Below are 25,314 nucleotides of genomic sequence, written 5' to 3' on the forward strand. Positions count from 1 at the left end.
CGTGTCGAGGCCGAACGTGTCGAGGCCGAGGCGGCTTCCAGCGAACCCGTACCGGATGGGTCAGTCGACGAGGCAGTGGAGACCCTGCTGGCCACTGTCGCGGGGACGATCGACGATCCGGACGAGCCGCTCGATGTGACCGGCGTGGATACCGAACTGCTGGATATCTTCGTCGAGGAGAGCGGCGACCTGCTGGACCATTCGGATGGGCTGGTGGCATTGCTGCGCGAAGCGCCCGGCGAGCGCGAGCCGCTGGTGGGGCTGCAACGCGACCTGCACACCATCAAGGGCGGTGCGCGGATGACCGGCATGTTCGCCATTGGCGAGCTGGGCCATGCCATGGAAACCCTGCTCGAGGCGGTGGTGGACCAGCGCGTGGAGCTGGACCGTGCCGGCGTGAGTCTGCTCGAACAGGGTATCGATCGCCTGCACGCGATGGTGACCCGTGTCGGTGCGCGCCAGGCCGTGGGGATGCCACAGGCGCTGATCGACGGTTTCGACGCGCTGGCCGCGGGCCAGTCGCTTGCAGCCGAGGCGGCCCCGGAGGCGCATGCGGCCGCCGAGTCTGCGCCGGCACTGGCGTCGACGCCGAAGGTCCAGCTTGCACCGCTGTCCAGGCCGATCGAAGACAGCGCTGCGGACGATGACGATGTCGGGGTGCGCGCACCGCAGGAGCAGGTGCGCATCCGCGCCGACCTCCTTGACCGACTGGTCAACTACGCCGGCGAAGTGGCGATCTATCGCGCGCGCCTCGAACAGCAGCTCGGTGCGTTCCGCGCGGCGATGAACGAGATGGAGCAGACCAATGCGCGTCTGCGCGACCAGCTGCGTCGCCTCGATATCGAGACCGAGGCGCAGATCATCGCGCGCTACCAGCGCGAGCACGATACCGCCGACACCACGTTCGACCCGCTGGAACTCGATCGCTTCTCGACCCTGCAGCAGCTGTCGCGCGCGCTGGGCGAGTCCGCGGCCGACATGGGCAGCCTGCAGGGCACGCTTGACGACCTGACGCGCCAATACGAAACCCTGCTGTTGCAGCAGTCGCGCGTGAGTTCCGAGCTGCAGGAAGGCTTGATGCGCACGCGCATGGTGCCGTTCGATGCACTGGTGCCGCGCCTGCGCCGCGTCGTCCGCCAGGCCGCCTCCGAAACCGGCAAGCAGGTGCAACTGAAGCTCGATGGGGCGCAGGGCGAACTCGACCGCAACGTGCTCGAGCGCATGACCGCGCCGCTGGAACACATGCTGCGCAACGCCGTGGCGCATGGTGTGGAAGCACCGAGCGTGCGTCGCAAGGCGAAGAAGGCGGAGGAAGGGACGATCCACATCGCGGTGCGCCGCGAAGGCTCGGAAGTAGTGCTGGAAGTGGGTGACGACGGTGCCGGCCTGGACCGCGATGCGATCCGCAAGCGCGCCAGCGAGCGTGGACTGATCCGCCCCGGCGTTGCCTTGGGCGACAGCGATCTCGACCTGCTGATCTTCGAGCCGGGCTTCTCGACGGCGACCGAAGTCAGCCGACTGGCAGGTCGCGGTGTCGGTATGGACGTGGTGGCCAGCGAGGTCCGCCAGTTGGGCGGTTCGCTCGACATCAACAGCCGTGCGCAACAGGGCACGACTTTCACCTTGCGACTGCCGCAGACGCTTGCAGTCACGCAGGCGGTATTCGTGCGTATCGGCGATACCAGCTTTGCAGTTCCGATCGCATCGGTGCGCGGCGTCGGTCGCGCGGCACGCGAAGGCTTCGGCGTGGACGGTGCCAGCTACGAATATGGCGGCGAGCAGTACGCGCTGCACGACCTTGGTGAGTTGGTCGGCCAGCCACCGGCGAAGGCCGAAGGCCAACTGCAGATGCCGGTATTGCTGGTCCGTTCGGGCGACCTGCGCGTTGCGGTGGCGGTGGACGAGATCGTCGGCAACCGCGAGATCGTGGTGAAACCGGTTGGCCCCCAGGTGGCCTCGATCCCGGGCATTTTCGGCGCTACGGTCATGGGCGACGGCAGCGTGGTGGTGATCCTCGACGTTGCGCCGTTGGCGCGTCGCCATGCAGTGATGCCGCGCGATGAAACGCCGCAGCCGCAGCCAGAGCAGCGACGCGTGCCGCTGGTGATGGTGGTCGATGACTCGGTCACCATGCGCAAGGTCACCGGGCGTGTGCTGGAACGCCACAAATTCGAAGTAGTGACCGCGAAGGATGGCGTGGACGCGTTGGAGCGCCTCGAAGAACGCGTGCCCGACCTGATGCTGCTGGACATCGAGATGCCGCGCATGGACGGCTACGAACTGGCGACGCAGATGAAGGCCGATCCTCGCCTGCGCGACGTGCTGATCATGATGATCACCTCGCGCACCGGCGAGAAGCATCGCCAGCGCGCCTTCGACATCGGCGTCGAGCGTTACCTGGGCAAGCCATACCAGGAGAACGAACTGATCCGCAACGTCTACGAGTTGCTGAAGGTGGTGCCGGAAGATGAATGACGGCACGCTCCGAGTGGCGTTGCTGGCGCGTGCCGGCGATGCCTGCGACCGGATCGGGGAGGCGCTGCGTGGAGCGGGGGCTGATCTCGTACTGGTCGCGGACCCGGTCGATGCGGGTGAATCCGCAGTACGCGATGCCCGGCCGCAGGCGATCATGGTGGCGCTGGAGCCCGCCATCGAGGACGCGCTGGAAGCGTTCGACGACCTGCTGGCCGATCCTGCCTACCTCGTGATCTTCGAGGAAGCCGAACTGGCCGCGCAGCGCGCCGGCTGGGATGCGGCGCGCTGGATGCGACACCTGTCCGCGAAGCTGCATCGCCACGGCGACGTCCTGCCGCCAGGCGCAGAAGACGAGACGGATCTCCAGCCATCCCCCGGGCCGCTGCCCTCGCGTCGCGATGACGTGGACCTTGAGGAAGCGATCGTCGCGTTCGCCGACGAAGCGCAACAGCGCGCCGAGGAGGTGCCGCGTGACAGCGGTATCGAAGGCAGCGCGGCCAGCGGGGGTGTGGAGGCTGCGTCGCCGTTCGATCCACTGGCCTGGGAGACGGGTGGAGCGCCTGCAGAGGACCTCGGGACGACGATCGAGGCCAGTGCGGATACCGATGCCCCGCTACCCTTCGATCCCGTGGCGTTTGAACTGGCGGATGCCGATGCCGGCGCTCTGCCGCGCCCCCCGGCCGCGGAGCCGGCGGAGTTCGATCTGTCCGGTTTCTCGCTGGCCGGCGATGCATCCGGCGCAACGCCTGGAAACGATGCCGACGTCGACGGCATGGCGGAGGCTGGTGGCGCTGATGCCTCGGCGAACCCTGCTGTGGCGGATGCGGTCGAGTTCGATCTGTCCGGGTTCTCCCTGGTCGACGATGCGCCCGGGCCGTCCGCCGATGGCGAGAGTGATCGCGAGACGGGCGAAGCGGGGCAGTCCGAGGACGCCGGCGATGCCGCGGAAGTCGAGGAAGGCGCTTCGCAGGGTTTCGACACCGGCGGCCTGTCGCTGGCTGCGGATGAAGATATTCAGGTCGCCGCGCGCAACGATGGTGCGCCTGCGGTCGCCGAGCGGCTCGACGCGCGCATCTCCGGGCTGTCGCTGGCCGATCCGGAAAGCTATGGCCATGGTCCCGAGCGCGGCGCCGTGCTGGTGGATGCCGGACTGGGTGGACCGGATGCGGTGCGCCAGCTGCTGGCGGCGATGCCCCCGGGGTTCCCGCGCACGGTACTGGTGCGCCTGCAGCTCGATGGCGGGCGCTACGATCGGCTGGTCCGGCAGATGGAGCGCGCAGCCGCGCTGCCGGTGGAATTGGCCAGTGCCAACGCCGAAGCCGTGGCTGGACAGGTGTATTTCCTGCCGCCCGAGCTGGGCCTGCGCCGCGACAAGGGCCGCCTGTGGTTCGATGCAGACGCCGCGGGGCAGGCGCTGCCGGACGCACTGCCGGCCGGCGACAGCGCCCTGCTGCTGCTCAGCGGCGCGTCGCGCAGTCTCGCCGATGCCGCGGGCGCGGGCGAATGGTCCGCCGCGCTGGTGGCCGGCCAGGCGCCGGACGGCTCCTATGACCCGGACGCTTCGCTGGCGCTGATGGAACGCGGTGGCATCACCGGCACACCCGGCGAACTCGCGGCGATGCTGGCCGAACGCTGGCCACCGCCTGGCGCCGCCGGCCCCGATCTTGAAGAGCTGCAGCCATGAATACACCTTTGCGCGACATCCGTGGCGTGCTGATCCAGACTGAATCGGCGCGCTTGCTGCTGCCCAATGCCACCATTTCCGAGGTGCTGTCCTACGCCGACCCCGAGCCGGTGGAGAACGCGCCCGACTGGCTGCTGGGCCGCATCCGCTGGCGCGGTTGGCGCCTGCCGCTGGTGGCGTTCGCGCCGCTGGCCGGCCTGGGCAAGGAAGCCGGTGGCCTCGGCAGCAAGGTGATCGTGCTCAAGGCGCTGGGCGGCGAAGCGGCGATGCCGTATTTCGCCCTGCTGACCAAGGGCTTCCCGCGCCTGGTGACGGTATCCCGCGACGCGCTGCTGGAATCCCCGGGCGATGCGGATGCGGGCGATGATGGCAATGGTTTGCCGCAGGGCGTGAGCGCACGCGTGCGCTTCGGTGATGACGTGGCTTACGTGCCCGACATCGACGGTATCGAAGGCGCATTGCGCGAAGCACTCGCCGCCTGAACCTTCGCGCGCAAGGGCACGTCGCGCACTCGATCCCGGCTCACGTCGCCCCGCCCAGATCGCCGTGGATCGCCTGCAGCGCAGCGATCGCGGAGAGCCCTGCCGTTTCCGTGCGCAGGATGCGCGGGCCGAGGCGCAGGCCTTCGAAGCCGGCGGCTTCCAGGGCGGCGCGGTCGCGCGGCGACCAGCCGCCCTCGGGGCCAATCGCGACGGCAATCGTCGCCGGTGCACTGATCGAAAGTGCCGGCAGGCGATGCGTGCCCAGCGGGTCGAGCGTCAGTCGAAGCGATGCATCCGCCGCATTCGTGGCCACGTTGGTGATCGCCACCGGATCGTCGACGCCGGGTAGCCGCGCACGTCCGCACTGTTCGCAGGCCGAGGCGACCACGCTGTGCCAGTGCGCGACGCGCTTGCGCAGCCGCTCGCCCTCCAGCCGCACCTCGGTGCGTTCGGCGTCGACCGGGACGATGCGTGCCACGCCCAGTTCGGTCGCCTTCTGCAGGATCAGGTCCATCTTCTCGCCGCGCGCGATGCCCTGCAGCAACACGATGCGCAGCGGCGATTCGTTGTCCACCGCGCGTGATGTGCCGATCTCCGCCACCACGCCACGCTTGCCGGCCTCGACTAGGCGCGCGTCGTAGTCGTGGCCGTCGCCGTTGAACAGCACGCAGGGATCGCCCTCGCGCAGGCGCAGCACGCGTACCAGGTGGCCCGCGGCCGCCTCCGGCAGCGTCACGCGCGCGCCCGGCTCGAGCAGCAGGTCGACGTAGGCGCGGATCATGCGCACGCGGTGGCCTCCTCGATGGCGGCGGCGGTGGTTTCGGCCAGCAGCGCCAGCTGCGCGTCGTCGATGCGGTAGGGCGGCATCCAGTACAACACGTCGCCCAGTGGCCGCAGCAGCACGCCACGGTCCAGCGCGGCGCGATAGGCGCGCAGGCCGATGCGCAGCGATGGATCGAACGGCGTGGCCTTGTCGCCACCACGCGCCAGCTCGAAGGCGACGATCATGCCGGTCTGGCGCAGGTCGGCGACGTGGCGATGCGCGCCGATGGGCGCGGCCAGTGCGGCCATCTGCGCGGCGGTGTCGCGGTTGCGTGCCAACAGGTCGTCCTGGTCGAAGATGTCCAGCGAGGCCAGCGCCGCCGCACAGGCCAGCGGGTTGCCGGTGTAACTGTGCGAATGCAGGAAGGCGCGTTCGCGGGAATCGTCGAGGAAACCGTCGTAGATCGACTGCGTGGCCAGCACCGCCGCCAGCGGCAGGAAGCCGCCGGTGAGTCCTTTCGACAGGCACAGCAGGTCGGGCTGGATGCCGGCCTGCTCGCAGGCGAACAGCGTGCCGGTGCGACCAAAGCCCACGGCGATCTCGTCGGCGATCAGCAGGATGCCGTGCACGTCGCACAGTTCGCGCACGCGCCGCAGATAGACGGGATGGTGCATGCGCATGCCGCCGGCGCATTGCACCAACGGTTCCAGGATCAGCGCGCAGATCTCGCCGGCGTGTTCGTCCAGCAGGTGCGCCAGCGCATCGGCCGCTTCCTCGGCGCAGTCTTCGGCGGACTGCCCGTCGCGGGCGAGGTAGGCGTCGGGCGAGGGCGCGAACACCGGTTCCAGCAGCAACGGGGCATAGACGCGCCGGTACAGCGGGATGTCGCTGACCGAGAGCGCGCCGATGGTCTCGCCGTGGTAACCGTTGTGCAGGGCGACGAACTTCGTGCGCCGCGGCTCGTCGCCGCGGTTGCGGAACCAGTGGAAGGCCATCTTCAGCGCGACTTCAACGCCGGCCGAGCCGTTGTCGGCATAGAACACCTTGGCCAGCGGCGCTCGCCCGGCGTCGCGCGGCGCCAGTGCCAGCAGGCGTTCGGCCAGTTCGACGGCGGGCGGGTGCGAGCAGCCGGCCAGGATCACCTGTTCCAGCGTGCGCGCCTGCCGGGCGATGGCCTCGGCGATGCGCGGTTCGGCATGGCCATGCAGGGTGACCCACCAACTGCTGACGGCATCCAGGGTGCGGCGGCCATCGTGGCCGACCAGCCACGCGCCATCGCCGCGGGCGACCGGCAGCAGGGGCAGGGTATCGGGGTGCTCACGCATCTGCGTGCACGGGTGCCAGAGCACGGCGAGATCGCGCGAACGCCAATGGGCCGCGTCGTCTAGAATTGCGTCATCGTGACTTGCCATGCCGCCATTATCGCCCCTTGCGCGCCGGGAACCGTGCCGGCATGAGCCGTCGCCTGCCCACCATCCACGGCATCACCGAGCATGATGCCGGCCCGTACCGCATGGAGCGGCTGGACCTGGAGTTCGGCAACGGCGAGCGCCGCCTGTACGAGCGCCTGCACGGGCGCGGCCACGGCGCGGTGGCGGTGGTGCCGATGATCGACGACGACACGGTGCTGCTGGTGCGCGAGTACGCGGCCGGCGTGCATCGCTATGAGCTGGGCCTGGTGAAGGGCCGCATCGATGCCGGCGAAACCCCGCTGCAGGCGGCCGACCGCGAGCTGAAGGAAGAGGCCGGTTACGGCGCACGCCGGTTGGACATCGTGCGCACGCTGACGCTCGCGCCGACCTACATGAGCCACCTCACCACGGTGGTGCTGGCCCGCGACCTGTATCCAGAACGCCTGCCCGGCGACGAACCGGAGGAGCTGGAAGTGGTGCCATGGCGGCTCGATGCCCTGCACGAACTGGTGGAGCGCGAGGACTGCTCCGAGGGCCGTTCCATCGCCGCACTGTTCCTGGTGCGCGAGTACCTTGCCCGCCATGCCGGCTGATCGCGGGGTCGATGCCGCCTTGCGCGAAGGCGTGATCGCCATTGCGCGCGATGCCGCTGCGGCGATCCTTCGGGTGTACGAAAGCGATTTCGATGTCGAGCGCAAGGCCGACGCCAGCCCGCTGACCGAGGCCGACCTGGCCTCGCATCGCTGCATCGTCTCCGGCCTGGCCGCGTTGACGCCCGATATCCCGGTGTTGTCCGAGGAGTCCGCGCATGCCATCGCGGCATCCGAACGACGTGGCTGGCGGCGCCTGTGGGTGGTCGATCCGCTCGATGGCACCCGCGAGTTCGTCAAGCGCAACGGCGAGTTCTGCATCAACATCGCGCTGGTCGAGGATGGCGCGCCGGTCTTCGGGCTGATCCTGGCACCGGTGGGCGGTGCGCTGTGGCACGGCGCGCCAGGCGTGGGCGCATGGCGCCGCGATGGCGACGACGAACGCGCGATCGCTGCGCGGGTCCCTGCCACGTCGCCGCTGCGCGTGGCCGCCAGCCGCTCGCACCTCGATCCGCGCACGGCGGCGCTGATGCAGCGCATCGGCGACACGCAAGCCGTGGGCATGGGCTCGGCGCTCAAGTTCTGCCTGCTTGCCGAAGGCGGCATGGATGTGTATCCGCGCTTCGCGCCGACCAGCGAGTGGGACACCGCCGCGGGGCAGGCGATCGTGGTGGCGGCGGGCGGCGCGGTGCTCGACCCGCAGGGACGTCCCCTGCGCTACAACCAGCGCGACACGTTGCTCAACGGCGACTTCATCGCCCTGGGGGACGCATCGCTGCCGTGGACGACGTGGCTGTGAACGCGCGCGACGGCAACATGCCACGGCTGCTGGCGATCATGGCGCGCCTGCGCGACCCGGATGGCGGTTGCCCGTGGGACCTGGAACAGGATTTCTCGACCATTGCGCCGTACACCATCGAAGAGGCCTATGAGGTGGCCGATGCCATCGATCGCGGCGACCTGCCCGCGTTGAAGGACGAACTGGGCGACCTGCTGCTGCAGGTGGTGTTCCATGCGCAGATGGCCAGCGAGCAGGGCGCGTTCGCATTCGACGACGTGGCCGCCGCGATCTGCGAGAAGATGGAGCGGCGGCATCCGCATGTGTTCGGCGATGCCGCGGTCGCCGATGCCGACGCGCAGACCGAAAGCTGGGAAGCGATCAAGCGTGCCGAGCGCACGGCCGCGGGCGACCGGGACGACTCCGCACTGGCGGGCGTGTCGCGTGGCCTGCCGGAATGGCAGCGCGCGGTGAAGCTGCAGTCGCGTGCGGCGCGCGTCGGCTTCGACTGGCCCGGCCCGGCACCGGTCATCGAGAAGCTGCACGAAGAGATCGAGGAAGTGCGGGCCGAGTTTGCGGCGGTGGCGGAAAAGCCCGGCGATCCCGATGCGCAGCAGCGACTGCAGGAAGAAGTCGGCGACCTGCTGTTCGTCGCCGCCAACCTCGCGCGCCATGCCAGGGTCGACGTGGGCGCTGCCCTGCGCGGCGCCAACCTCAAGTTCGAGCGCCGCTTCCGCGCGATGGAAGCCATGGCGCAGGTCGACGGCGTGCGCCTGCAGGACCTGGCGCTGGACGCACAGGACCGCTACTGGGCGCGTGCCAAGGCCTTGGAGTGACGATTCACCCGGGGCGCAGCCCCTGTGCGAATTCCGACATGTCCAGGCCGATCCCGCGCGGCACCCGGCGCTTGGGAGCGTCGAACACGAACTGCAGGCGCAGCCGGCCACCCGGCCGGGTCAGGCGGATGAGGCATTGCACGAAGGCGCCGTGGCCATCGAAGACCAACGCGTCCCGCAAGTCGCGGGTCTTGCGCATCACATCGCCGGCCTCGTCCGGGGTGTCGGGGATGAAGTCGCCATCGGCCAGGTGGCGGAAGCCGGTCATCCTGCGCGTACCGCCTGACAGCGTCACCACCATGCCCAGTCCCACCCGGTCCGGTGGCTGGAACGCGGCATCGTCGGCAATCATCTCGCCGATCGTTGATGAGGGCGGCATGGGCTTCGGTCCCATATGCATCGTCCCGACGCGCCGTGCCTGACTCCGCATGTTCGCATGCGACGGTCCGGACGCGTGCAGACCGATCCTGCCAGGACCTGGCGGCGCCCGTCGTGGACCGTTGCGTTGGATGCCCTTCCGGAAAGCTGTGTACGCCCGGGCCGGCATTGCATGCCGATCACCGCAGGCGCGCAGTTGTACCGTGTCGGGATGACGGCCATCATGGCCCCGGGCAAGCAGGCATGGCGGAGGCCGGGCGATGAGCCGCTTCAACAGTTTTCGCGAGTTCTATCCGTTCTATCTCAGCGAGCACAGCCATCGCACCTCGCGCCGGCTGCATTTCATCGGCAGTTGCGTGGCGATCGTCTGCGTCATGCTTGCCGTCGCGCAGTCGAATGCATGGTGGGTGCTGGCGGCGCTGGTGTCCGGATATGCGTTCGCTTGGGTCGGGCACTTCTTCTTCGAGAAGAACCGGCCTGCGACCTTCAAGCACCCGTTCTATTCATTCGCGGGCGACTGGGTGATGTTCAAGGACATCCTGACGGGTCGAGTCAAGCTTTAGCGAGGCGCGTCAGCTTTGGTGTCAGTGCTGTTGGCCTCGATCCGCGATTGCGTCGTGGACGGGGTCCTGCCCGTCATTCGAGGAAGATCAGCCACGCCGCCACTGCAATCAGCGCGAACCCGGCCCAGTGGTTCCACTTCAACGCCTGGCCGAGGTAGCTCGTGGAGAACACGGCGAACACCAGCAACGTAATCACCTCCTGCATGCCCTTGAGCTGCGGCGCGGAGTAAAGGGCACTGCCGAGGCGGTTGGCGGGCACGGCCAGGCAGTATTCAAAGAACGCGATGCCCCAGCTGATCACGATCACGCCGATCAGCGGCGCCGACTTGAATTTCAGGTGCCCGTACCAGGCGAAAGTCATGAAGATGTTGGACGCCACCAGCAGGGCGACGGGGGTCAGGCGGTCGAGGAGGGTCGGCATGGCCGTGGCTCATGGGTGGTGGGCGAGCGAATTCTAGGCCCGTTCGGTGTGGTTTCGACGAAGTTGCGGCCGTTTGGCGCTGTTCCGGCGTCTTCACAAACCTTGCATGCGCTCCCCTGCAGTCTTCACAAAGTTGAAGATGACGCCCCGACGGGCAGGATTGATCGAATGCGCAGTGGACAGGAGACGGGTGGTCTGGTCCTCATCGTGGAGGACAACCGCAACATTTCGGAGATGGTGGGCGAGTACCTCGAAAGCCGCGGCTTCGAGGTGGACTACGCCCAGGACGGCCTGGATGGTTACCGGCTGGCCAGCGAGAACAGCTACGACGTCGTCGTGCTGGACCTGATGCTGCCGCGGCTGGACGGCATCGAGGTGTGCAAACGCCTGCGCCAGGAAGCGCGCAAGTCCACGCCGGTGCTGATGCTGACCGCGCGCGACACGTTGGATGAAAAGCTCACCGGCCTGTCGTCCGGCGCCGACGACTACCTCACCAAGCCGTTCGCGATCCAGGAGCTGGAAGCCCGGCTGCGTGCGCTGATCCGCCGCGAACGCCGGCAGGTGGGCTCGGAAGTGCTGAAGGTCGCCGACCTCGTGCTCGACCCGGCCAGCATGCGCGCCACCCGCAACGGGGACGAACTGCAGCTGTCGCCGATCGGCATGAAGCTGCTGACCATCCTGATGCGCGAATCGCCGCGCGTGGTGAACCGGCAGGAGATCGAGCGCGAGATCTGGGGCAATGGCTTGCCCGATTCCGACACCCTGCGCAGCCACCTGTACAACCTGCGCAAGATCATCGACAAGCCGTACGACAAGCAGCTGCTGCACACCGTGCAAAGCGCCGGCTACCGCATCGCCGACATCGAACAGTCGCCGGCCTGATGCGAAGCAGCGGGTAGTCGGGACATGCCACAGGGGTTGCCGAAGCGGATCCGCTTCGCTTTCGTCACGCAGGCGTTGCTGGCATCGGTCGCGATGGTGGTGGGCATCGTGGTCGTGGGCGCCTACGTCCGCGACACCCTGCTGGATCGATGGCTCGACACGGAAGCCGCCGCGTTCTGGGCCAACGGCGGGAACGCCGCGGAGCTGCCGCGATCGGCCTTGTTGCAAGCGTGGTTCGTCACGCCTGGCGACGACCCCGCGGCGGTGCCCCCCCGGATCCGGGAACTGGCCCCCGGCAAGCATGTTGCGCTTGGCGACGGCGAGCCACGCCACGTGTTGCTCGATCGTCGTGCCGAGGGGGATCTGTATCTCGCGATATCCACGCACATGGTGAACCGCATGGCCTGGCTGACGGCGCTGCTGCTCGGCGGGCTGGGCCTGCTGGGCATCGCCGTGATTTCCTGGCTGACCTATCGGCGCTCCAGGCTGATGGTGTTGCCGGTCAATCGCCTGTCCGACGTGGTGGCGCAGTGGAATCCCAACGACTGGGATGCGGCGATGCCGGTCGTGCTGCCGTATCCCCTGGCCGCCGATACCAGCAAGGAAATGCGTGCGCTTTCGAGTGCACTGGGTGGCCTGGCCACGCGCATGGCGGAGTTCGTGCAGCGCGAGCGCGACTTCACCCGCGATGCCAGCCACGAGTTGCGCACGCCGCTGACCGTGGTGCGGGTGGCCACCGACATGATGCTCGGCGATCCCGCTGTACCTGCGCACATGCAGCGATCGTTGTTGCGCATCCAGCGCGCCGTGCAGGACATGGAAACCCTGGTCGATGCCTTCCTGATCCTGGCGCGCGAGCGCCACGTGGCTCCCCAGACCGAGGAGTTCGCGCTGCGCGACCTGGTGGAAGAAGAAGTCGACAAGGCGCGTGCCCTGCTGCAGGACAAGCCGGTCGAGCTGCATCTTGTCGAGCATGCCTCGCCCCGCCTGCTGGCGCCGCCCCGGGTGCTGTCGGTGATGCTGGGGCACCTGCTCAGCAATGCCTGCACGTTCACCGAGCAGGGACGCATCGACGTGGAGATCGATACCGACGAGGTGCGCATCCGCGATACCGGCATCGGCATGTCCGAGGACACCCTGCGGCAGGCCTACGATCCGTTCTTCCGCGCGGACCAGTTCAACCCCATCGGCAAGGGGATCGGGCTGACCATCGTCCGCCGCCTGGGCGATCGCTTCGGCTGGCCGGTGACGCTGGAGAGCGAGCCGTCCCGCGGCACGCTGGCGACCATCCGTTTCGGCAACGCATCCGTCGCCTGAAGCCTGCCCGAGGGCGGGCCGTGGTCTGGTCCCATGGCTGTCAACTCGCGGCCGATCCATGCGTTAGCCTGATCCGAGTGAATCCATGAGCGACCGCATCCGCATGTCTTCCCCATCCAATGCCCCTGCATCTTCCAAGCCCACGTCCCGGCCAGGCGCCAAGCGGCGCCGCAGTCCGCTGCCGCGCATCGTGGTCGCGCTCGTCGTCGTTGCCGCGCTGGCGGCAGCTGGCTGGTACTGGACGCAGCGCGGCGCGGCCGACCAGGCCGGCGCATTCCGCACCACTGAAGTCGAGCGCGGCAACATCCGCGTCGCCATCTCCGCCACCGGCACGCTGAGCGCGATCTCGACGATCGTGGTCGGCAGCCAGATTTCCGGCCAGGTGACCGACGTGCTGGTGGACTTCAACAGCGAGGTCAAGCAGGGCGACGTGCTGGCGCGGATCGACCCGAGCACCTACGAGGCGCAGATCGAGCAGGGCAATGCGCAGGTGGCTGCGGCGCGCGCGTCGCAGGCGCAGGCGCAGGCCACCCTGCGCAACGCCGAGCTGGATTACCGCCGGAAGGCGGACCTGGGCACGCGGCAGCTGGTGGCGCAGGCCGACATCGACCAGGCGCGGGCCGCGTTCGAGCAGGCGCAGGCGCAGGTGAACTCCACGCAGGCGCAAATCCGCCAGCAGTCGGCATCCTTGCAGACCACGCAGGTCAATCTCGACCGCACCGTGATCCGTTCGCCGGTGGATGGCGTGGTGCTGACGCGCACGATCGAGCCGGGCCAGACCGTCGCCGCCAGCCTGCAGGCGCCGGAGTTGTTCACCATCGCCGAAGACCTGTCGAAGATGAAGATCGAGCTGGCGGTGGATGAGGCCGACATCGGCCAGATCCGCCCCGGCCAGACGGTGACGTTCAGTGCCGACGCGTTTTCGGACCGCCAGTTCCGCGGCGTGGTGGACCAGGTGCGGTTGGCCGCCACCACCACCAACAACGTGGTGACCTATCCGGTCGTGGTGAGCGTGGACAACGCCGATGGCACGCTGTTGCCGGGCCTGACCGTCAATGCCGAGATCGAGGTCAGCAACCGCGAGGGCGTGCTGAAGGTGTCCAATGCGGCCCTGCGCTACAAGCCGGTCGGCGACACCGCAATCGCTCCTGCTGCGGGCGGACGTGGCGGCGCGGGGATGTCCGAGGAATTCGAGCGCATCGCGTCCACGCTGGACCTCAACCCGGAGCAGCGCGCGGCGTTCGATGCCGCCGTCGCGGAGCAGCGCCAGCGCAGCGAGGCCGCGCGCCAGTCTATGGGCCAGCAGCAGCGGGGTGCGGCCGCCGGCGGTGGCGGACCGCCGCCGGGCGCGATGGTGATGCGCGCGGGTGGCGGCGGCGATGCCAACCTGCAGGCGCAGATCCGCCAGCGGATGCTGGAGCGCATGCAGCAGAACTTCGCCGACTTCACGCGTACGCTGGACGAGGGCCAGCGGCAGCGTTGGAACGCGGCGCTGGCGTCGTCGCTCAGTGCCACCCGTGCGACGCTGTACAGGCTGGTCGACGGGCGCCGCGAGCCGGTGCAGGTGCGCATCGGTGCCAGTGACGGCAGCAGCACCGAAGTCATCGGCAACCTGTCCGAAGGCGACGTGATCATCACCGGCGAGCGCGCGGCACGATGAGCGACGCCGCCTCCACTTCGGTGCCGGTCATCGAGACGCGGGCACTGCGCAAGGTCTATGCCGAGGGCAGCGAGGCGGAAGTCATCGCACTGCAGGGCGTGGACATGCGCGTCGACCGCGGCGAGTTCGTCGCCATCATGGGGCCGTCCGGATCGGGCAAATCGACGCTGATGAACCTGATCGGCTGCCTCGATACGCCCACCTCCGGCACTTACCACTGCGACGGCGTGGACGTGTCCACGCTGGACCGCGAGGAGCTGGCGGCACTGCGCCGCGACAAGATCGGGTTCGTGTTCCAGGGCTTCAACCTGCTGCCCCGGATGAGCGCCGAAGACAACGTGGCGATGCCGCTCGGCTACGCCCAGGTGCCGCCCGCCGAACGCAGCCGGCTGGCGATCGAGGCGCTGGAGGCGGTGGGCCTGGGCGGACGTACCTCGCATCGCCCGAGCGAGCTGTCGGGTGGCCAGCAGCAGCGCGTCGCGATCGCACGCGCGCTGATCAACCAGCCGCCGATCCTGCTGGCGGACGAACCTACCGGTGCGCTGGACTCGAAGACCGGCGAGGAGATCCTGGCGCTGTTCAAGCGCCTGCGCGACGACGGCCACACCGTCATCCTGATCACCCACGATGCCGAAGTGGCCGCGCACGCCGACCGCACCTACGTCATGCGCGATGGCGAGATGCATGAGGAAGGGGGCGAAGCATGAAGTTCTCCGACGTGTTGCGCACCGCCCTGTTCGCGCTGCGCGGCAACTGGATGCGCAGCGCGCTGACGTCGCTGGGCGTGATCATCGGCATCGCCTCGGTGATCGTGATGGTGTCGGTGGGGCAGGGTACGCAAGCGGAGATCGATCGCATGGTCTCGGGCCTGGGCTCGCAGCGGCTGGACATCTCCTCCAACGTGCCGCGCAGCAGCGGTGGCGTGCGCATGGCCGCCAGCAGTTTCTTCACCTTGAACACCGACGACATCGACGCGATCCGCGGCGAGGTGCCCGAGGTGCAGTACATCTCCGGTTCCCTGCGCGGCAACAGCCAGGTGGTGTTCGCCGAGCGCAACTGGAACGCCAGCTGGCAGGGCGTCGAACCCGATTACCTGACGATCTACGGCTGGGAGATCGCGGAAGGACAGGGCTTCGAGGAAGCCGGCGACGACATGGTGGTGCTGCTGGGTGAAACGGTGCGCCGCGAACTGTTCGGCGAAGAGACCGGCATCGGCGAAACCATCCGCATCGGCCGCGTGCCGCTGACCGTGATCGGTACGCTGGTACCCAAGGGGCAGAGCAGTTGGGGTCGCGACCAGGACGAGGTGGTGATGCTGCCGCTGGAGAACGCGCGGCGGCGGCTGATGGGTGCGATGGGCATGCCGCCAAAGGCGGTGATGGAGATCGCGCTGGCCGTGGGCAATCCCGACGACCTGACCTACGTGCAGGGCGAGATCGAATCGCTGCTCCGCCAGCGCCATCGCATCGCGCCGGGCGCCGAGGACGACTTCCGCGTGCGCAACATGTCCGAGATCGTGGCCACGCGTACCGCCACCACGCGCCTGATGTCCTGGCTGCTGGGCGCGGTGGCGACGATCTCGCTGATCGTCGGCGGCATCGGCATCATGAACATCATGCTGGTCTCGGTGACCGAGCGGATCCGCGAGATCGGCCTGCGCATGGCGGTCGGCGCGGGACCTTCCGATATCCGTCGCCAATTCCTGGCCGAGGCCATGCTGCTGTCGCTGGGCGGTGGCACGCTGGGCATCGTGATCGGGGTGATCGGGGCGCTGCTGGTGGGCCAGTTCAACAGCGAGCTGCCGGTACAGCTCAACGGCCAGGTGATCGGCCTTGCCGCGGGGTTCTCCATCGCCACCGGCCTGTTCTTCGGCTACTACCCGGCCAGCAAGGCCAGCCAGCTCGACCCGATCGAGGCGCTGCGCCAGCAGTAGGCGCGACTCGGACGCGAGACGTTTCCGGTTCGTGGCCCCGTCGAGGGAAAGAGGATCGGCCGGGGTTGCGCAGGTCCAATGCCACCGCAGGTCGCGGCCCGATATCCGCTTGGTTGCGGTGGCATCGGACCTGCGCGGACAGATCGTCGCAAGGTCGGTGGAAGCGCGAACGGCTTGTTCCCCGACTGGCCTTGTTGCCTGACGCATCGTCGATGTGGGGGGTGCCTGCCGGGGCCATGCCGACCAAGCGGATATCGGGCCGCGACTCGACATGGCCCCGGCAGGCGCGTCCGCGTATCGGGATCTGAAGAAGCACCGATCCCCAGGGTTGGTTTCTCGCGCTCCGTGCGAGGGTCGCGATACGCCCGTGATGGTGTGGGGCCAGTGCGGTCGGGCCATCGGTGTCCGGTCACGGGGTATCCTTGTGCTTTCCGCGCGGGGTTTGCTCGATGCGCTTGTTGATGACTCTGGTATTGGCAATGGTGGCCATGAACACGAATGCACAGGATGCAGCACATGAAGCGGGCGGCCGGTTCGCCCTGGTGATCCACGGTGGCGCGGGCGTGATCGAACGCGCCGACCTGTCCGCCGCCGACGAGCGCGAGATCCGCGCGGCGCTGGACGTGGCACTTGATGCCGGGCATGCCGTGCTGTCCGCCGGCGGCACCGCGCTCGACGCCGTGCAGGCCGCGGTGGTGGCGCTGGAGGAGTCCCCCCGGTTCAACGCCGGCAAGGGTGCGGTGTACAACGCCATCGGCCGGCACGAGCTGGATGCCTCGATCATGGAAGGCCATACCCGCCGTGCGGGCGCGGTGGCCGGCGTGACCACGGTGCGCAACCCCGTGACCCTGGCGCGCGTGGTGATGGAGCGCTCGCCGCACGTGATGCTGATGGGCGACGGCGCCGAGCAGTTCGCGGACCGGCAGCCCGACATCGAGCGTGTCGGCAACGACTGGTTCGACACCGAGACGCGCTACGAGCAGCTGCAGCGGGCACGCGAGCGCGAGCAAGCCGAAGCGCAGGCGGGCGAGGTCGATCCGCAGGACCTGAAGGGCAAGTATTTCGGCACCGTTGGCGCGGTGGCGCTGGACGTGCACGGCCACATCGCCACGGCCACCTCCACCGGTGGCATGACCAACAAGAAGTTCGGGCGCGTGGGCGACTCGCCGATCGTCGGTGCCGGTACCTGGGCGGACGAGCGCTGCGGCGTGTCAGGCACCGGCTGGGGCGAATTCTTCATCCGCAATGCGGTGGCACACGACATCTGCGCGCGCGTCGCCTATCGCGGCGACACCCTGCAGGCCGCGGCCGACGAAGTGATCATGAAGCGCGTCCCCGAGCTGGGCGGCGACGGCGGTGCCATCGCGCTCGACCGCGAGGGCAACATCGCCATGCCGTTCAATACCTCGGGGATGTACCGCGGCTGGATCAAGCCCGACGGGGATCGTGGTACGGCGATCTTCCGCGAAGAGTAGGCAACGTTGCTTTCTCCGTAGGGCTGCAGGCGCTGCGGACTTGTCTCACGGGGACCGAGTGCCCCCATCCGGCGCGTTGGGCCGCCTTCTCCCGCAGGCGGGAGAAGGGATGCCATGCGTGCGTCGGCCGCGAGTGCGCTACCGCTGCAGGTACGGCGCCACCACTTCGCGCCACAGCGCATAGGCCGCGGCATTGAGGTGCAGGCGGTCGCCGATGAACAGGTCCTCGCGCGGCCGGCCTGATGCATCGAGCAGCGGCGTGGCGACATCGATGAAGTCGACGCCGTCCTGCGTTTCCGTCCACTCGCGCACCAGGCGGTTGGCGGCCTGCTGGCGGGGCAACTGCTCGATGCGCGACGGACTGGGCTTGATCGCAAGGTAACCGATGCGCACAAGGGGTTGCTCGCTGCGCAGCCGGGTGACGAAGGCCTGGAAATCGGACAGCACCTGCGCCGGCGTGCGGCCTGCATTGATGTCGTTGTCGCCGGCATAGATCAGCACCTGGCGCGGGCGGTAGCGGAGGGCGACCTCATCGGCGTAGTGCACGGAATCGCGCACCTGCGAGCCGCCGAAGCCGCGATTGAGCACCGGTACCCCCGGGAAGTCGGCGGCCAGCGTGTCCCACATCCGCACCGAAGAGCTGCCGGTGAATACCACGGCATCGCGCGGTGGCGGGTTGGCGGCGTCCTCTGCCGCGAAACGGGCCATGTCCTGCACCCAGGCGGGGTCCGAGACGGGGTCGAGTGTGGTGGTGCGCGCCTCGGCGTCGGTCGCCGGTTGCAGCGCTGGGGCGGTGCTGCAGGCCGCCAGCAGCAGGCCCAGCAACATGGGCAGGAATGGAACGCGTGCGGGCAGGTCGCGGGCCGGCATGGGCATGTCCTCTCGGCGGGAGAAGGCAAGTGAACCAGCCCCGGCCCCGCCATGCAAACGTTTTCATGGCATAACGGGGTCCAGGTCATGGATGTGGCAAAATCCGCGCGCTGACACCCGGTGCCCGGGTCTGCAGAGGGTCCCATGCCAGCCAGTCCAATCGCCTCCTGCCTCCGTCGCGCCCGTCGCGCGATGCGCGCTGGTCGTGGGTGCAGGAGCGCGTAGGCCGCATGGCGGACGAGTTCGGCCATCTCCCGCGCCGCCCGGCGCGGATCTTCATGGCAACCGTGTGGTCCTTGCAGGGGCTGCGCGCGGCATGGCTGCACGAGTCCTCGTTCCGCCTCGAGGTGTACCTGCTGCTGGTGCTGGCGCCGCTGGCGCTGTGGCTGGGCAACGATGGCATCGAGCGCGCGCTGCTCCTGGGCAGCTGCCTGCTGGTGCTGGTGGTGGAGCTGCTGAACTCTGCGGTGGAAGCTGTGATCGCGCGGTACGGCGACGAGCGCCATGAACTGGCGGGGCGTGCGAAGGACATGGGGTCGGCCGCGGTGTTCGTGGCGATGGTGAATGTGTTGCTGGTGTGGGCGTTGGTGCTGGTCCCGCGCTGGCTGTGATCGATCAATCGAGGAAGCGTTTCAGATGATGGAGTTGTTGACCGATCCGCAGGTCTGGATCCTGCTGCTGACCCTGAGCACGATCGAGATCGTGCTGGGCATCGACAACCTGGTGTTCATTTCCATCGCAGTCAGCAAGCTGCCCGCCGAGCGCCGCGAGTTCGCGCGCAAGTTCGGCATCGCGGTGGCCTGCATCACCCGCATCCTGCTGCTGCTCACGCTGGCCTGGCTGGCGGGGCTGACCAACGACCTGTTCACCGTGTTCGGCCACGGCATCTCGGTGCGCGACCTGGTGCTTGTGCTGGGCGGCGTGTTCCTGCTGGTCAAGGGTGCGATGGAAATCCGCGACCTGGTGGTGGGCGAGCCCGAGTCCGAGGACGTGAACGCCAAGCCGAAGGTGTCGTTCGCGGGCGTGATCGCGCAGATCGCGGTCATCGACATCGTGTTCTCGCTGGATTCGGTGATCGCTGCCGTCGGGATGGCCGGCGATTACGTGCCGGTGATGGTGGCGGCGATCCTGATCGCGGTCGCGGTGATGCTGCTGGCGGCGCGCCCGCTGGGCCAGTTCATCGACAGCAACCCGACCATCAAGATGCTGGCACTGGCCTTCATCATGCTGATCGGCGCCTACCTGGTCTGCGAAGGCCTGGACGTGCACATCCCGCGCGGCTACATCTACGGTGCGATGGGCTTCTCGGCGGTGGTCGAACTGCTCAACCTGTGGGTCAAGCGGAATGCGCGCCGCCGTGGCGAAAAGCCCACGACGGGCGTGGACGTGCCGCTTTGACCAGGCCTGCCACCGCCAGTGTTGGTGCCGCACGCGCTCGGGCACAATAGGCGCACGCCCGTCGAGGATTGCCCGGCCCCATGATCCACCTGCACCAGATCGATCCGGTCGCGCTGTCGCTCGGCCCCGTCAGCATCCACTGGTACGGCCTGATGTACCTGCTGGCCTTCGTGGTGGCGTGGTGGCTGGGCAGCCGCCGTGTCCGCGCTGGCCGACTGCCGGGGGTGGATGCGAACGCGTTCGGCGACCTGCTGTTCTACGGCATGCTGGGCGTGGTGATCGGCGGGCGGGTCGGCTCGATCCTGTTCTACGACTTCGGCAGCTACCTGCAGAACCCCGTGCAGATGCTGAAGATATGGGAAGGCGGCATGAGCTTCCACGGCGGCCTCATCGGCGTGCTGGTGGCGGCATGGTGGTGGGCGCGCAAGCACAAGCTGCACTTCTTCGACGTCATGGATTTCATCGCGCCATGGGTGCCGCCGGGCCTGGGCCTGGGACGCTTGGGCAACTACATCGGTGCCGAGCTGTGGGGCAAGTACACGCAGGCCGGATGGGGCGTGGTGTTCCCGACCGACCCGGCGTTCATCGACCTGCACCGGCAGTTCCCGGAGCGCGCCGATTTCATGGCGCAGCTGCAGCAGCAATACGCCACCGGCGCGCTCGATGCCTTCGCCCGGCACCCGTCGCAGCTGTACCAGGCGTTCCTGGAGGGCGCGGTGATGTTCGCGGTGCTGTGGTGGTATTCGTCCAGGCCACGCCCGCGCTATGCGGTGAGCGGACTGTTCGCGCTGCTGTATGGCGTGTTCCGGTTCGTGGTGGAGTTCGTGCGCGTGCCCGATGCGCAGATCGGCTACCTCGCCTTCGACTGGCTGACGATGGGGCAGGTGCTGTCGCTGCCGCTGATCGCACTGGGGCTGTTCTGGCTGTGGAAGTCGCGCCACGCGCCGACGCTGCAGCCGGCACCGGCCGGGGCCGCGCAATGAAGCAGTACCTCGACCTGTTGCGCCACGTGCTGGAGAACGGCACGGAAAAGTCGGACCGCACCGGCACCGGCACCCGCAGCGTGTTCGGTTACCAGATGCGCTTCGACCTGGGCGAGGGCTTCCCGCTGGTCACCACCAAGAAGCTGCACCTGCGCTCAATCATCCACGAGTTGCTGTGGTTCCTGAAGGGCGAAACCAACATCGCCTACCTCAAGGACAACAAGGTCAGCATCTGGGACGAGTGGGCGGACGAGCACGGTGAGCTCGGCCCGGTCTACGGCAAGCAGTGGCGCAGCTGGGAAGGTGCGGATGGCAGGACCATCGACCAGATGCAATGGCTGGTGGACGAGATCAGGCGCAACCCGGATTCGCGGCGGTTGGTGATCAGTGCGTGGAACGTGGCCGAGCTGCCGCAGATGGCGCTGATGCCGTGCCATTCGCTGTTCCAGTTCTACGTGGTCGACGGCAGGCTCAGCTGCCAGCTCTACCAGCGCAGCGGCGACATCTTCCTGGGCGTGCCGTTCAACATCGCCAGCTACGCACTGCTCACGCACATGGTGGCGCAGGCGACCGGGCTGGACGTGGGCGACTTCGTGCACACGCTGGGCGACGCGCACTTGTACTCCAACCATTACGAGCAGGCACGCGAACAGTTGACGCGTAGTCCGCGGCCGCTGCCGACCCTGCGTCTGAATCCCGACGTCACCGACCTGTTCGCCTTCGCCTACGAAGACGTTGCCATCGAAGGCTACGACCCGCATCCGGCGATCAAGGCGCCGGTGGCCGTCTAGGCCGCGATGCGCGTCTCTTTGGTCGCCGCGCTGGACCGCAGCCGCGCCATCGGGCGCGACAACGACCTGCCGTGGCGGCTGCCGAACGACCTGAAGCGGTTCAAGGCACTGACGCTGGGCAAGCCGATCCTGATGGGCCGCAAGACCGCGCAATCGCTGGGCCGCGCGCTGCCGGGGCGCTTGAACCTGGTGCTGACGCGCACTGGGCAAGTACCATTCGATGGCATGCGCGCGGTGTCCTCGATGGACGAGGCGCTGCAGGTGGCGGCTGGCGAAGGTGGCGTTGAACTGAGCGTCGTCGGCGGGGCCGAGATCTACGCGTTGGCGCTGCCGTTTGCCGTGGCGATGCATCTCACGTGGGTCGACATGCTGGTGGACGATGCCGACGTGTTCTTTCCTGCGTTCGACGCCGCGCACTGGCTGGAAGTCGCCCGGGAGGAACACGCCGCGGATGCGCGCCACGCCTGCAGTTATGCCTTCGTGGACTACCTGCGGGTGGACGTGATGGATGGCGTTGGGCAACCCGTCCCTCGATGAGCTGCCTGATGCGGCCTAGGGAGGCGAAACGTCCCGGCCCGCGACCTGCACGACATTCAGGCCATCGGCATCAAGCTGCAGCGCGGTGAGCTTGCCGCCCCAGACGGCACCCGTGTCGAGCGCATGCACGCCATTGCCGATGAACAGCCCCAGCGTGGACCAGTGCCCGCAGGCAATCCTGAGGTCGCGCTGTGCGCGACCGGGCACGTCGTACCAGGGGTACAGGCCTGGCTGCTGGGTACCCGGCGCCCCCTTCTCGAGGAAGGCGATGCGGCCGCGCGGCGAGCAATAACGCATCCGCGTGAAGATGTTGATGATCGCGCGGTCGCGGTCGATGCCACGCAGCCCCGGCGACCAGGCGGGCTGGTCGCCGTACATGTGCTTGAGCAGCTTGCGCGCATCGTTGCCGCGCAGCTTCTGCTGCACTTCCTGCGCGTGCCGTTCGGCCATGGCGGTCGTCCATTTCGGTGCCAGGCCGGCGTGCACCATCATCCAGCCCAGCTCGCGGTCGGCGTGCAGCAGCGGCTGCTGCCGCAGCCAGTCGAGCAGCACGTCGCGGTCGTCGGCGAACAGCACGCCCTGCAGGTCCGGGTTGACCTTGCGCTGCTCGGGTTCGCGGCGCTCTGCAATGGCCAGCAGGGACAGGTCATGGTTGCCCAGCACCACGTGCACGTGCTCGCGCAACGAATGCACCAACCGCAGTGTCTGCACCGACTCGCCGCCGCGGTTGACCAGGTCGCCGCAGAACCACAGACGGTCGCGCGCGGGGTCGAAGCGGATCTTCTCCAGCAGGCGCTGGGTGGGGCCGTAGCAGCCCTGCAGGTCTCCGATCGCCCAGACGGCCATGCGTGTGCGGGCCTCAGTGCAGCGTGCGCGGCATCGACAGCGTGAACGGCGGGATCGGCGCGTCGAAACGCGTGCCGTCGTCGCCGAGCATGTCGTAGCTGCCCTGCATGGTGCCGACCGCCGTCTGCAGCACGGCGCCGGAGCTGTAGGTGAACTCGTCGCCGGGTTCGATCCGCGGCTGCTCGCCGACCACGCCCTCGCCGCGGACTTCCTCGACCTTGCCGTTGGCGTCGGTGATGATCCAGTGCCGCGACAGCAGTTGCGCCGGCAGCCGCCCCAGGTTGCGGATGCGGATGGTGTACGCGAACACGTAGCGATCCTGCTCCGGCTTCGACTCGTCGTCGAGGAACTGCGTGGCGATCTGGATCTCGAGGGTGTAGTCGGATTGCGCGGTCATCGGCACAGTGTACGCGGCGGGGCATGAAGCCTTCGACTATGCCGCGGCAGGATGGTTCGCCAGCTGGATGAAATCGGCGACCGCAAGCTGCTCGGCGCGGCGCTGCGGGTCGATGCCGGCGGCGCGGATCGCGTCCTCGTCGCAGAGGCGCGACAGCGCGTTGCGCAAGGTCTTGCGGCGCTGGCCGAAGGCATCACGCACGATGGCGGCGAAACGCGCGGGATCGTCGATGCCCACCTCGCCCGGCGCACGCGGTACCAGCCGCACCACGGCCGAGTCGACCTTCGGCGGCGGCCGGAACGCGCCGGGACCGATCGAGAACAGTGCGGTGACCTTGCACCAGGCCTGCAGCATCACGCTGAGGCGGCCATAGACCTTGCTGCCTGGCGCGGCGGCCATGCGGTCCACCACCTCCTTCTGCAGCATGAAGTGCATGTCCACGATGGCAGCCGCATGGTCCAGCGCGTGGAACAGGATCGGCGAGGACAGGTTGTAGGGCAGGTTGCCGACAAGGCGGATCGGCGTGCCCGCGGCCAGTGCGGTGAAGTCCACGTCCAGCACGTTGGCATGGACGAGGGTCAGCTCGCCGTGCGCACGCGCGGCGTCGGCCAGGGGTGCCAGCAGGTCTCTGTCGAACTCGATTGCGGTCAGCGCGCCGTGGCGGTCGAGCAGGGGAAAGGTCATCGCGCCCTGGCCGGGGCCGATCTCGACGATGCGCTCGCCCGGCCTGGGATCGACCGCGAGCACGATCTTGTCGACCACGCCGCGCTCGTGCAGGAAGTGCTGGCCGAGCGACTTCTTCGCGCGGTCTTGGAAGCGGGGCGTGTCCGTTGGGGGGGTCATGCGGAGCGGGCCATGGTGCTCGCCCGTGCCATGCGCTGGCGTGCGAGGGCGGTGCAGGTGTCGATGGCTGCAAACAGGCTGGACGGGTCGGCCTTGCCGGTCCCCGCGAGGTCGAAGGCGGTGCCGTGGTCGACAGCGACCCGTGGCCAGGGCAGGCCCAGGGTCAGGTTCACGGCCTGTTCGAAGCCGCTGTACTTCAGTACCGGCAGACCCTGGTCGTGGTACATCGCCAGCACGGCATCGAAGCCGCGCAACTTGTCGGGAAGGAAGGCCGTGTCAGCGGGCAGCGGCCCCTCGAGGCGCATGCCTTCCGCGCGCAGGCGCCCCAGCAGCGGCTCGATCACCTCGAGCTCTTCGCGCCCCAGATGCCCGGATTCACCGGCATGCGGATTGAGGCCGAGCACGGCGATGACCGGGTCCGGAATGCCGAAGTCGTGCTGCAGGGCCGTCTGCAGGATGCGCAGGGTGCGGTCGAGTCCGTTGGCGGTGATGGCATCGGCGACGGCGCGCAGCGGCAGGTGGGTGGTCGCCAGTGCGACGCGCAGGGTGTCGTTGGCCAGCATCATCACCACGTCGCAGCCCGCGTGCGCCGCCAGCAATTCGGTGGTGCCGGAGTAGGCGATGCCGCCGGCGTTGATGGTGGCCTTGTGCACGGGGCCGGTGACCAGGCCATCGCACTCGCCACGGTCGCAGGCCTGCATGGCGGCATGGAGTGCCGCAACGACGGCAGTCGCGTTGCGCGCGTCCGGCGTGCCGGGCGCGACGTCCACGGCGTTGTCGATGGGCAGGAGTCGGAGTACGCCAGGCGATACCCCAGCGGCATCCGGGGCGGCGAAGGCAAGGTCCAGGTCGAGGCGATCGGCGGCGCGGCGCAGGTCGCCGGGATCGCCGAAGGCGACAAGGTCGGCGTCCCAATGGCGGTGCGCGGCGCGCACGCACAGTTCCGGGCCGACGCCGGCCGGCTCACCCGGGACCAGCGCCAGCCGCGGGCGACTCATGG

General features: G+C 68.5%; 27 protein-coding genes. 18 read left to right on the top strand and 9 right to left on the bottom strand.

All coding sequences use genetic code 11. The features are described 5' to 3' along the window. From E2F46_RS14210 to E2F46_RS14220, 3 genes are all read left to right on the top strand, one after another. A partial coding sequence (locus E2F46_RS14210) for a response regulator (RefSeq protein ID WP_133323227.1) occupies positions 1-2,475 on the top strand: 2,475 nt, incomplete at its 5' end. Beyond that, the gene (locus tag E2F46_RS14215) at positions 2,468-4,159 is read left to right on the top strand and encodes a chemotaxis protein CheB (protein WP_133323229.1); all 1,692 of its coding nucleotides are present in this window, start codon (positions 2,468-2,470) and stop codon (positions 4,157-4,159) included. The genes E2F46_RS14210 and E2F46_RS14215, both read left to right, overlap by 8 nt. After that, a complete protein-coding gene (locus E2F46_RS14220; RefSeq protein ID WP_133323231.1) occupies positions 4,156-4,641 on the top strand; it encodes a chemotaxis protein CheW in 486 nt (161 codons plus the stop codon). The genes E2F46_RS14215 and E2F46_RS14220 overlap by 4 nt, the downstream gene beginning before the upstream one ends. 40 nt (positions 4,642-4,681) lie before the next feature. On the opposite strand, the gene E2F46_RS14225 is transcribed toward E2F46_RS14220, so the two are convergent. Next, positions 4,682-5,428 carry a 16S rRNA (uracil(1498)-N(3))-methyltransferase gene (locus E2F46_RS14225; protein WP_133323233.1) on the bottom strand — a complete coding sequence of 249 codons (747 nt, stop codon included), beginning with the start codon at positions 5,426-5,428 and terminating at the stop codon, positions 4,682-4,684. Next, a complete protein-coding gene (gene bioA / locus E2F46_RS14230) occupies positions 5,419-6,816 on the bottom strand; it encodes an adenosylmethionine--8-amino-7-oxononanoate transaminase (protein WP_133323235.1) in 1,398 nt (465 codons plus the stop codon). Before bioA ends, E2F46_RS14225 begins: the two co-directional genes overlap by 10 nt. A 41-nt stretch (positions 6,817-6,857) precedes the next feature. Between bioA and nudE the strand changes: the two genes are divergently transcribed. Genes nudE through mazG form a run of 3 tightly spaced genes read left to right on the top strand, consistent with a single transcriptional unit; the run spans position 6,858 to position 9,020 of the window. After that, the gene (gene nudE / locus E2F46_RS14235; protein ID WP_133323237.1) at positions 6,858-7,409 is read left to right on the top strand and encodes an ADP compounds hydrolase NudE; all 552 of its coding nucleotides are present in this window, start codon (positions 6,858-6,860) and stop codon (positions 7,407-7,409) included. Continuing rightward, on the top strand, positions 7,399-8,205 hold the full coding sequence (cysQ, locus tag E2F46_RS14240) for a 3'(2'),5'-bisphosphate nucleotidase CysQ (RefSeq protein ID WP_133323239.1): 807 nt from the start codon (positions 7,399-7,401) through the stop codon (positions 8,203-8,205). Before nudE ends, cysQ begins: the two co-directional genes overlap by 11 nt. Before the next feature lie 17 nt (positions 8,206-8,222). Continuing rightward, on the top strand, positions 8,223-9,020 hold the full coding sequence (gene mazG, locus E2F46_RS14245) for a nucleoside triphosphate pyrophosphohydrolase (protein ID WP_133323331.1): 798 nt from the start codon (positions 8,223-8,225) through the stop codon (positions 9,018-9,020). Between the two features lie 4 nt (positions 9,021-9,024). On the opposite strand, the gene E2F46_RS14250 is transcribed toward mazG, so the two are convergent. Further along, a complete protein-coding gene (locus E2F46_RS14250; RefSeq protein WP_133323241.1) occupies positions 9,025-9,399 on the bottom strand; it encodes a hypothetical protein in 375 nt (124 codons plus the stop codon). A 259-nt stretch (positions 9,400-9,658) separates the two neighbouring features. On the opposite strand from E2F46_RS14250, the gene E2F46_RS14255 reads away from it, so the two are divergent. Next, a complete protein-coding gene (locus tag E2F46_RS14255) occupies positions 9,659-9,961 on the top strand; it encodes an Mpo1-like protein (protein ID WP_133323247.1) in 303 nt (100 codons plus the stop codon). A gap of 73 nt (positions 9,962-10,034) precedes the next feature. On the opposite strand, the gene E2F46_RS14260 is transcribed toward E2F46_RS14255, so the two are convergent. Then, a complete protein-coding gene (locus E2F46_RS14260) occupies positions 10,035-10,382 on the bottom strand; it encodes a DMT family protein (protein WP_133323249.1) in 348 nt (115 codons plus the stop codon). 168 nt (positions 10,383-10,550) lie between these two features. On the opposite strand from E2F46_RS14260, the gene E2F46_RS14265 reads away from it, so the two are divergent. The 6 genes from E2F46_RS14265 (at position 10,551) to E2F46_RS14290 (ending at position 17,649) form a co-directional block, all read left to right on the top strand. Next, complete coding sequence (locus E2F46_RS14265) at positions 10,551-11,264, top strand: response regulator transcription factor (protein ID WP_133323251.1); 714 nt, start codon at positions 10,551-10,553, stop codon at positions 11,262-11,264. A gap of 24 nt (positions 11,265-11,288) precedes the next feature. Then, on the top strand, positions 11,289-12,581 hold the full coding sequence (locus tag E2F46_RS14270) for a sensor histidine kinase (protein ID WP_133323254.1): 1,293 nt from the start codon (positions 11,289-11,291) through the stop codon (positions 12,579-12,581). An 85-nt stretch (positions 12,582-12,666) separates the two neighbouring features. Next, positions 12,667-14,241: an efflux RND transporter periplasmic adaptor subunit gene (locus tag E2F46_RS14275; protein WP_243720449.1), complete on the top strand. Its 1,575-nt coding sequence runs from the start codon at positions 12,667-12,669 to the stop codon at positions 14,239-14,241. Beyond that, on the top strand, positions 14,238-14,948 hold the full coding sequence (locus E2F46_RS14280; RefSeq protein ID WP_133323256.1) for an ABC transporter ATP-binding protein: 711 nt from the start codon (positions 14,238-14,240) through the stop codon (positions 14,946-14,948). Before E2F46_RS14275 ends, E2F46_RS14280 begins: the two co-directional genes overlap by 4 nt. Then, positions 14,945-16,174 carry an ABC transporter permease gene (locus tag E2F46_RS14285; RefSeq protein ID WP_133323258.1) on the top strand — a complete coding sequence of 410 codons (1,230 nt, stop codon included), beginning with the start codon at positions 14,945-14,947 and terminating at the stop codon, positions 16,172-16,174. Before E2F46_RS14280 ends, E2F46_RS14285 begins: the two co-directional genes overlap by 4 nt. A 488-nt stretch (positions 16,175-16,662) precedes the next feature. Further along, positions 16,663-17,649, top strand: coding sequence for an isoaspartyl peptidase/L-asparaginase family protein (locus tag E2F46_RS14290; protein ID WP_243720450.1), 987 nt, complete (start codon positions 16,663-16,665; stop codon positions 17,647-17,649). 138 nt (positions 17,650-17,787) lie between these two features. On the opposite strand, the gene E2F46_RS14295 is transcribed toward E2F46_RS14290, so the two are convergent. After that, positions 17,788-18,519, bottom strand: a complete 732-nt coding sequence (locus E2F46_RS14295; RefSeq protein ID WP_243720451.1) for an SGNH/GDSL hydrolase family protein — start codon at positions 18,517-18,519, stop codon at positions 17,788-17,790. A 230-nt stretch (positions 18,520-18,749) separates the two neighbouring features. Between E2F46_RS14295 and E2F46_RS14300 the strand changes: the two genes are divergently transcribed. The 5 genes from E2F46_RS14300 (at position 18,750) to E2F46_RS14320 (ending at position 22,228) form a co-directional block, all read left to right on the top strand. Beyond that, positions 18,750-19,130, top strand: coding sequence for a diacylglycerol kinase (locus E2F46_RS14300; protein WP_133323262.1), 381 nt, complete (start codon positions 18,750-18,752; stop codon positions 19,128-19,130). Between the two features lie 25 nt (positions 19,131-19,155). Further along, a complete protein-coding gene (locus E2F46_RS14305) occupies positions 19,156-19,917 on the top strand; it encodes a TerC family protein (protein WP_133323263.1) in 762 nt (253 codons plus the stop codon). An 80-nt stretch (positions 19,918-19,997) separates the two neighbouring features. Continuing rightward, a complete protein-coding gene (gene lgt, locus E2F46_RS14310; protein ID WP_133323264.1) occupies positions 19,998-20,900 on the top strand; it encodes a prolipoprotein diacylglyceryl transferase in 903 nt (300 codons plus the stop codon). Further along, the gene (locus tag E2F46_RS14315; RefSeq protein WP_133323265.1) at positions 20,897-21,691 is read left to right on the top strand and encodes a thymidylate synthase; all 795 of its coding nucleotides are present in this window, start codon (positions 20,897-20,899) and stop codon (positions 21,689-21,691) included. The genes lgt and E2F46_RS14315 overlap by 4 nt, the downstream gene beginning before the upstream one ends. A 6-nt stretch (positions 21,692-21,697) precedes the next feature. Next, positions 21,698-22,228, top strand: coding sequence for a dihydrofolate reductase (locus tag E2F46_RS14320; RefSeq protein ID WP_133323266.1), 531 nt, complete (start codon positions 21,698-21,700; stop codon positions 22,226-22,228). Between the two features lie 15 nt (positions 22,229-22,243). Here the strand turns inward: E2F46_RS14320 and E2F46_RS14325 are convergent, their stop codons facing one another. The 4 genes from E2F46_RS14325 to pdxA are packed head-to-tail and all read right to left on the bottom strand — an operon-like array spanning position 22,244 to position 25,312. Continuing rightward, positions 22,244-23,074 (bottom strand): symmetrical bis(5'-nucleosyl)-tetraphosphatase, encoded by an 831-nt coding sequence (locus E2F46_RS14325; protein ID WP_133323267.1) that lies wholly within the window; start codon positions 23,072-23,074, stop codon positions 22,244-22,246. Between the two features lie 13 nt (positions 23,075-23,087). Beyond that, a complete protein-coding gene (gene apaG, locus E2F46_RS14330) occupies positions 23,088-23,471 on the bottom strand; it encodes a Co2+/Mg2+ efflux protein ApaG (RefSeq protein WP_133323268.1) in 384 nt (127 codons plus the stop codon). A gap of 36 nt (positions 23,472-23,507) precedes the next feature. Beyond that, positions 23,508-24,314, bottom strand: coding sequence for a 16S rRNA (adenine(1518)-N(6)/adenine(1519)-N(6))-dimethyltransferase RsmA (gene rsmA / locus E2F46_RS14335; RefSeq protein ID WP_133323269.1), 807 nt, complete (start codon positions 24,312-24,314; stop codon positions 23,508-23,510). Continuing rightward, on the bottom strand, positions 24,311-25,312 hold the full coding sequence (gene pdxA, locus E2F46_RS14340; RefSeq protein WP_133323270.1) for a 4-hydroxythreonine-4-phosphate dehydrogenase PdxA: 1,002 nt from the start codon (positions 25,310-25,312) through the stop codon (positions 24,311-24,313). Before pdxA ends, rsmA begins: the two co-directional genes overlap by 4 nt. Between the last annotated feature and the right edge of the window lie 2 nt (positions 25,313-25,314).

Source organism: Luteimonas aestuarii, from assembly GCF_004357985.1.
Lineage (GTDB): Bacteria > Pseudomonadota > Gammaproteobacteria > Xanthomonadales > Xanthomonadaceae > Luteimonas > Luteimonas aestuarii.

Excerpts from the sequence above, each read along its gene's own strand:
- E2F46_RS14215 (WP_133323229.1), top strand. The coding sequence starts at position 2,468 with ATGAATGACGGCACGCTCCGAGTGGCGTTGCTGGCGCGTGCCGGCGAT.
- E2F46_RS14220 (WP_133323231.1), top strand. The coding sequence starts at position 4,156 with ATGAATACACCTTTGCGCGACATCCGTGGCGTGCTGATCCAGACTGAA.
- bioA (WP_133323235.1), bottom strand. The coding sequence starts at position 6,816 with ATGGCAAGTCACGATGACGCAATTCTAGACGACGCGGCCCATTGGCGT.
- nudE (WP_133323237.1), top strand. The coding sequence starts at position 6,858 with ATGAGCCGTCGCCTGCCCACCATCCACGGCATCACCGAGCATGATGCC.
- cysQ (WP_133323239.1), top strand. The coding sequence starts at position 7,399 with ATGCCGGCTGATCGCGGGGTCGATGCCGCCTTGCGCGAAGGCGTGATC.
- mazG (WP_133323331.1), top strand. The coding sequence starts at position 8,223 with ATGCCACGGCTGCTGGCGATCATGGCGCGCCTGCGCGACCCGGATGGC.
- E2F46_RS14250 (WP_133323241.1), bottom strand. The coding sequence starts at position 9,399 with ATGCCGCCCTCATCAACGATCGGCGAGATGATTGCCGACGATGCCGCG.
- E2F46_RS14255 (WP_133323247.1), top strand. The coding sequence starts at position 9,659 with ATGAGCCGCTTCAACAGTTTTCGCGAGTTCTATCCGTTCTATCTCAGC.
- E2F46_RS14260 (WP_133323249.1), bottom strand. The coding sequence starts at position 10,382 with ATGCCGACCCTCCTCGACCGCCTGACCCCCGTCGCCCTGCTGGTGGCG.
- E2F46_RS14265 (WP_133323251.1), top strand. The coding sequence starts at position 10,551 with ATGCGCAGTGGACAGGAGACGGGTGGTCTGGTCCTCATCGTGGAGGAC.
- E2F46_RS14270 (WP_133323254.1), top strand. The coding sequence starts at position 11,289 with ATGCCACAGGGGTTGCCGAAGCGGATCCGCTTCGCTTTCGTCACGCAG.
- E2F46_RS14275 (WP_243720449.1), top strand. The coding sequence starts at position 12,667 with ATGAGCGACCGCATCCGCATGTCTTCCCCATCCAATGCCCCTGCATCT.
- E2F46_RS14280 (WP_133323256.1), top strand. The coding sequence starts at position 14,238 with ATGAGCGACGCCGCCTCCACTTCGGTGCCGGTCATCGAGACGCGGGCA.
- E2F46_RS14285 (WP_133323258.1), top strand. The coding sequence starts at position 14,945 with ATGAAGTTCTCCGACGTGTTGCGCACCGCCCTGTTCGCGCTGCGCGGC.
- E2F46_RS14290 (WP_243720450.1), top strand. The coding sequence starts at position 16,663 with ATGAACACGAATGCACAGGATGCAGCACATGAAGCGGGCGGCCGGTTC.
- E2F46_RS14295 (WP_243720451.1), bottom strand. The coding sequence starts at position 18,519 with ATGCCGGCCCGCGACCTGCCCGCACGCGTTCCATTCCTGCCCATGTTG.
- E2F46_RS14300 (WP_133323262.1), top strand. The coding sequence starts at position 18,750 with ATGGCGGACGAGTTCGGCCATCTCCCGCGCCGCCCGGCGCGGATCTTC.
- E2F46_RS14305 (WP_133323263.1), top strand. The coding sequence starts at position 19,156 with ATGATGGAGTTGTTGACCGATCCGCAGGTCTGGATCCTGCTGCTGACC.
- lgt (WP_133323264.1), top strand. The coding sequence starts at position 19,998 with ATGATCCACCTGCACCAGATCGATCCGGTCGCGCTGTCGCTCGGCCCC.
- E2F46_RS14315 (WP_133323265.1), top strand. The coding sequence starts at position 20,897 with ATGAAGCAGTACCTCGACCTGTTGCGCCACGTGCTGGAGAACGGCACG.
- E2F46_RS14320 (WP_133323266.1), top strand. The coding sequence starts at position 21,698 with ATGCGCGTCTCTTTGGTCGCCGCGCTGGACCGCAGCCGCGCCATCGGG.
- E2F46_RS14325 (WP_133323267.1), bottom strand. The coding sequence starts at position 23,074 with ATGGCCGTCTGGGCGATCGGAGACCTGCAGGGCTGCTACGGCCCCACC.
- apaG (WP_133323268.1), bottom strand. The coding sequence starts at position 23,471 with ATGACCGCGCAATCCGACTACACCCTCGAGATCCAGATCGCCACGCAG.
- rsmA (WP_133323269.1), bottom strand. The coding sequence starts at position 24,314 with ATGACCCCCCCAACGGACACGCCCCGCTTCCAAGACCGCGCGAAGAAG.
- pdxA (WP_133323270.1), bottom strand. The coding sequence starts at position 25,312 with ATGAGTCGCCCGCGGCTGGCGCTGGTCCCGGGTGAGCCGGCCGGCGTC.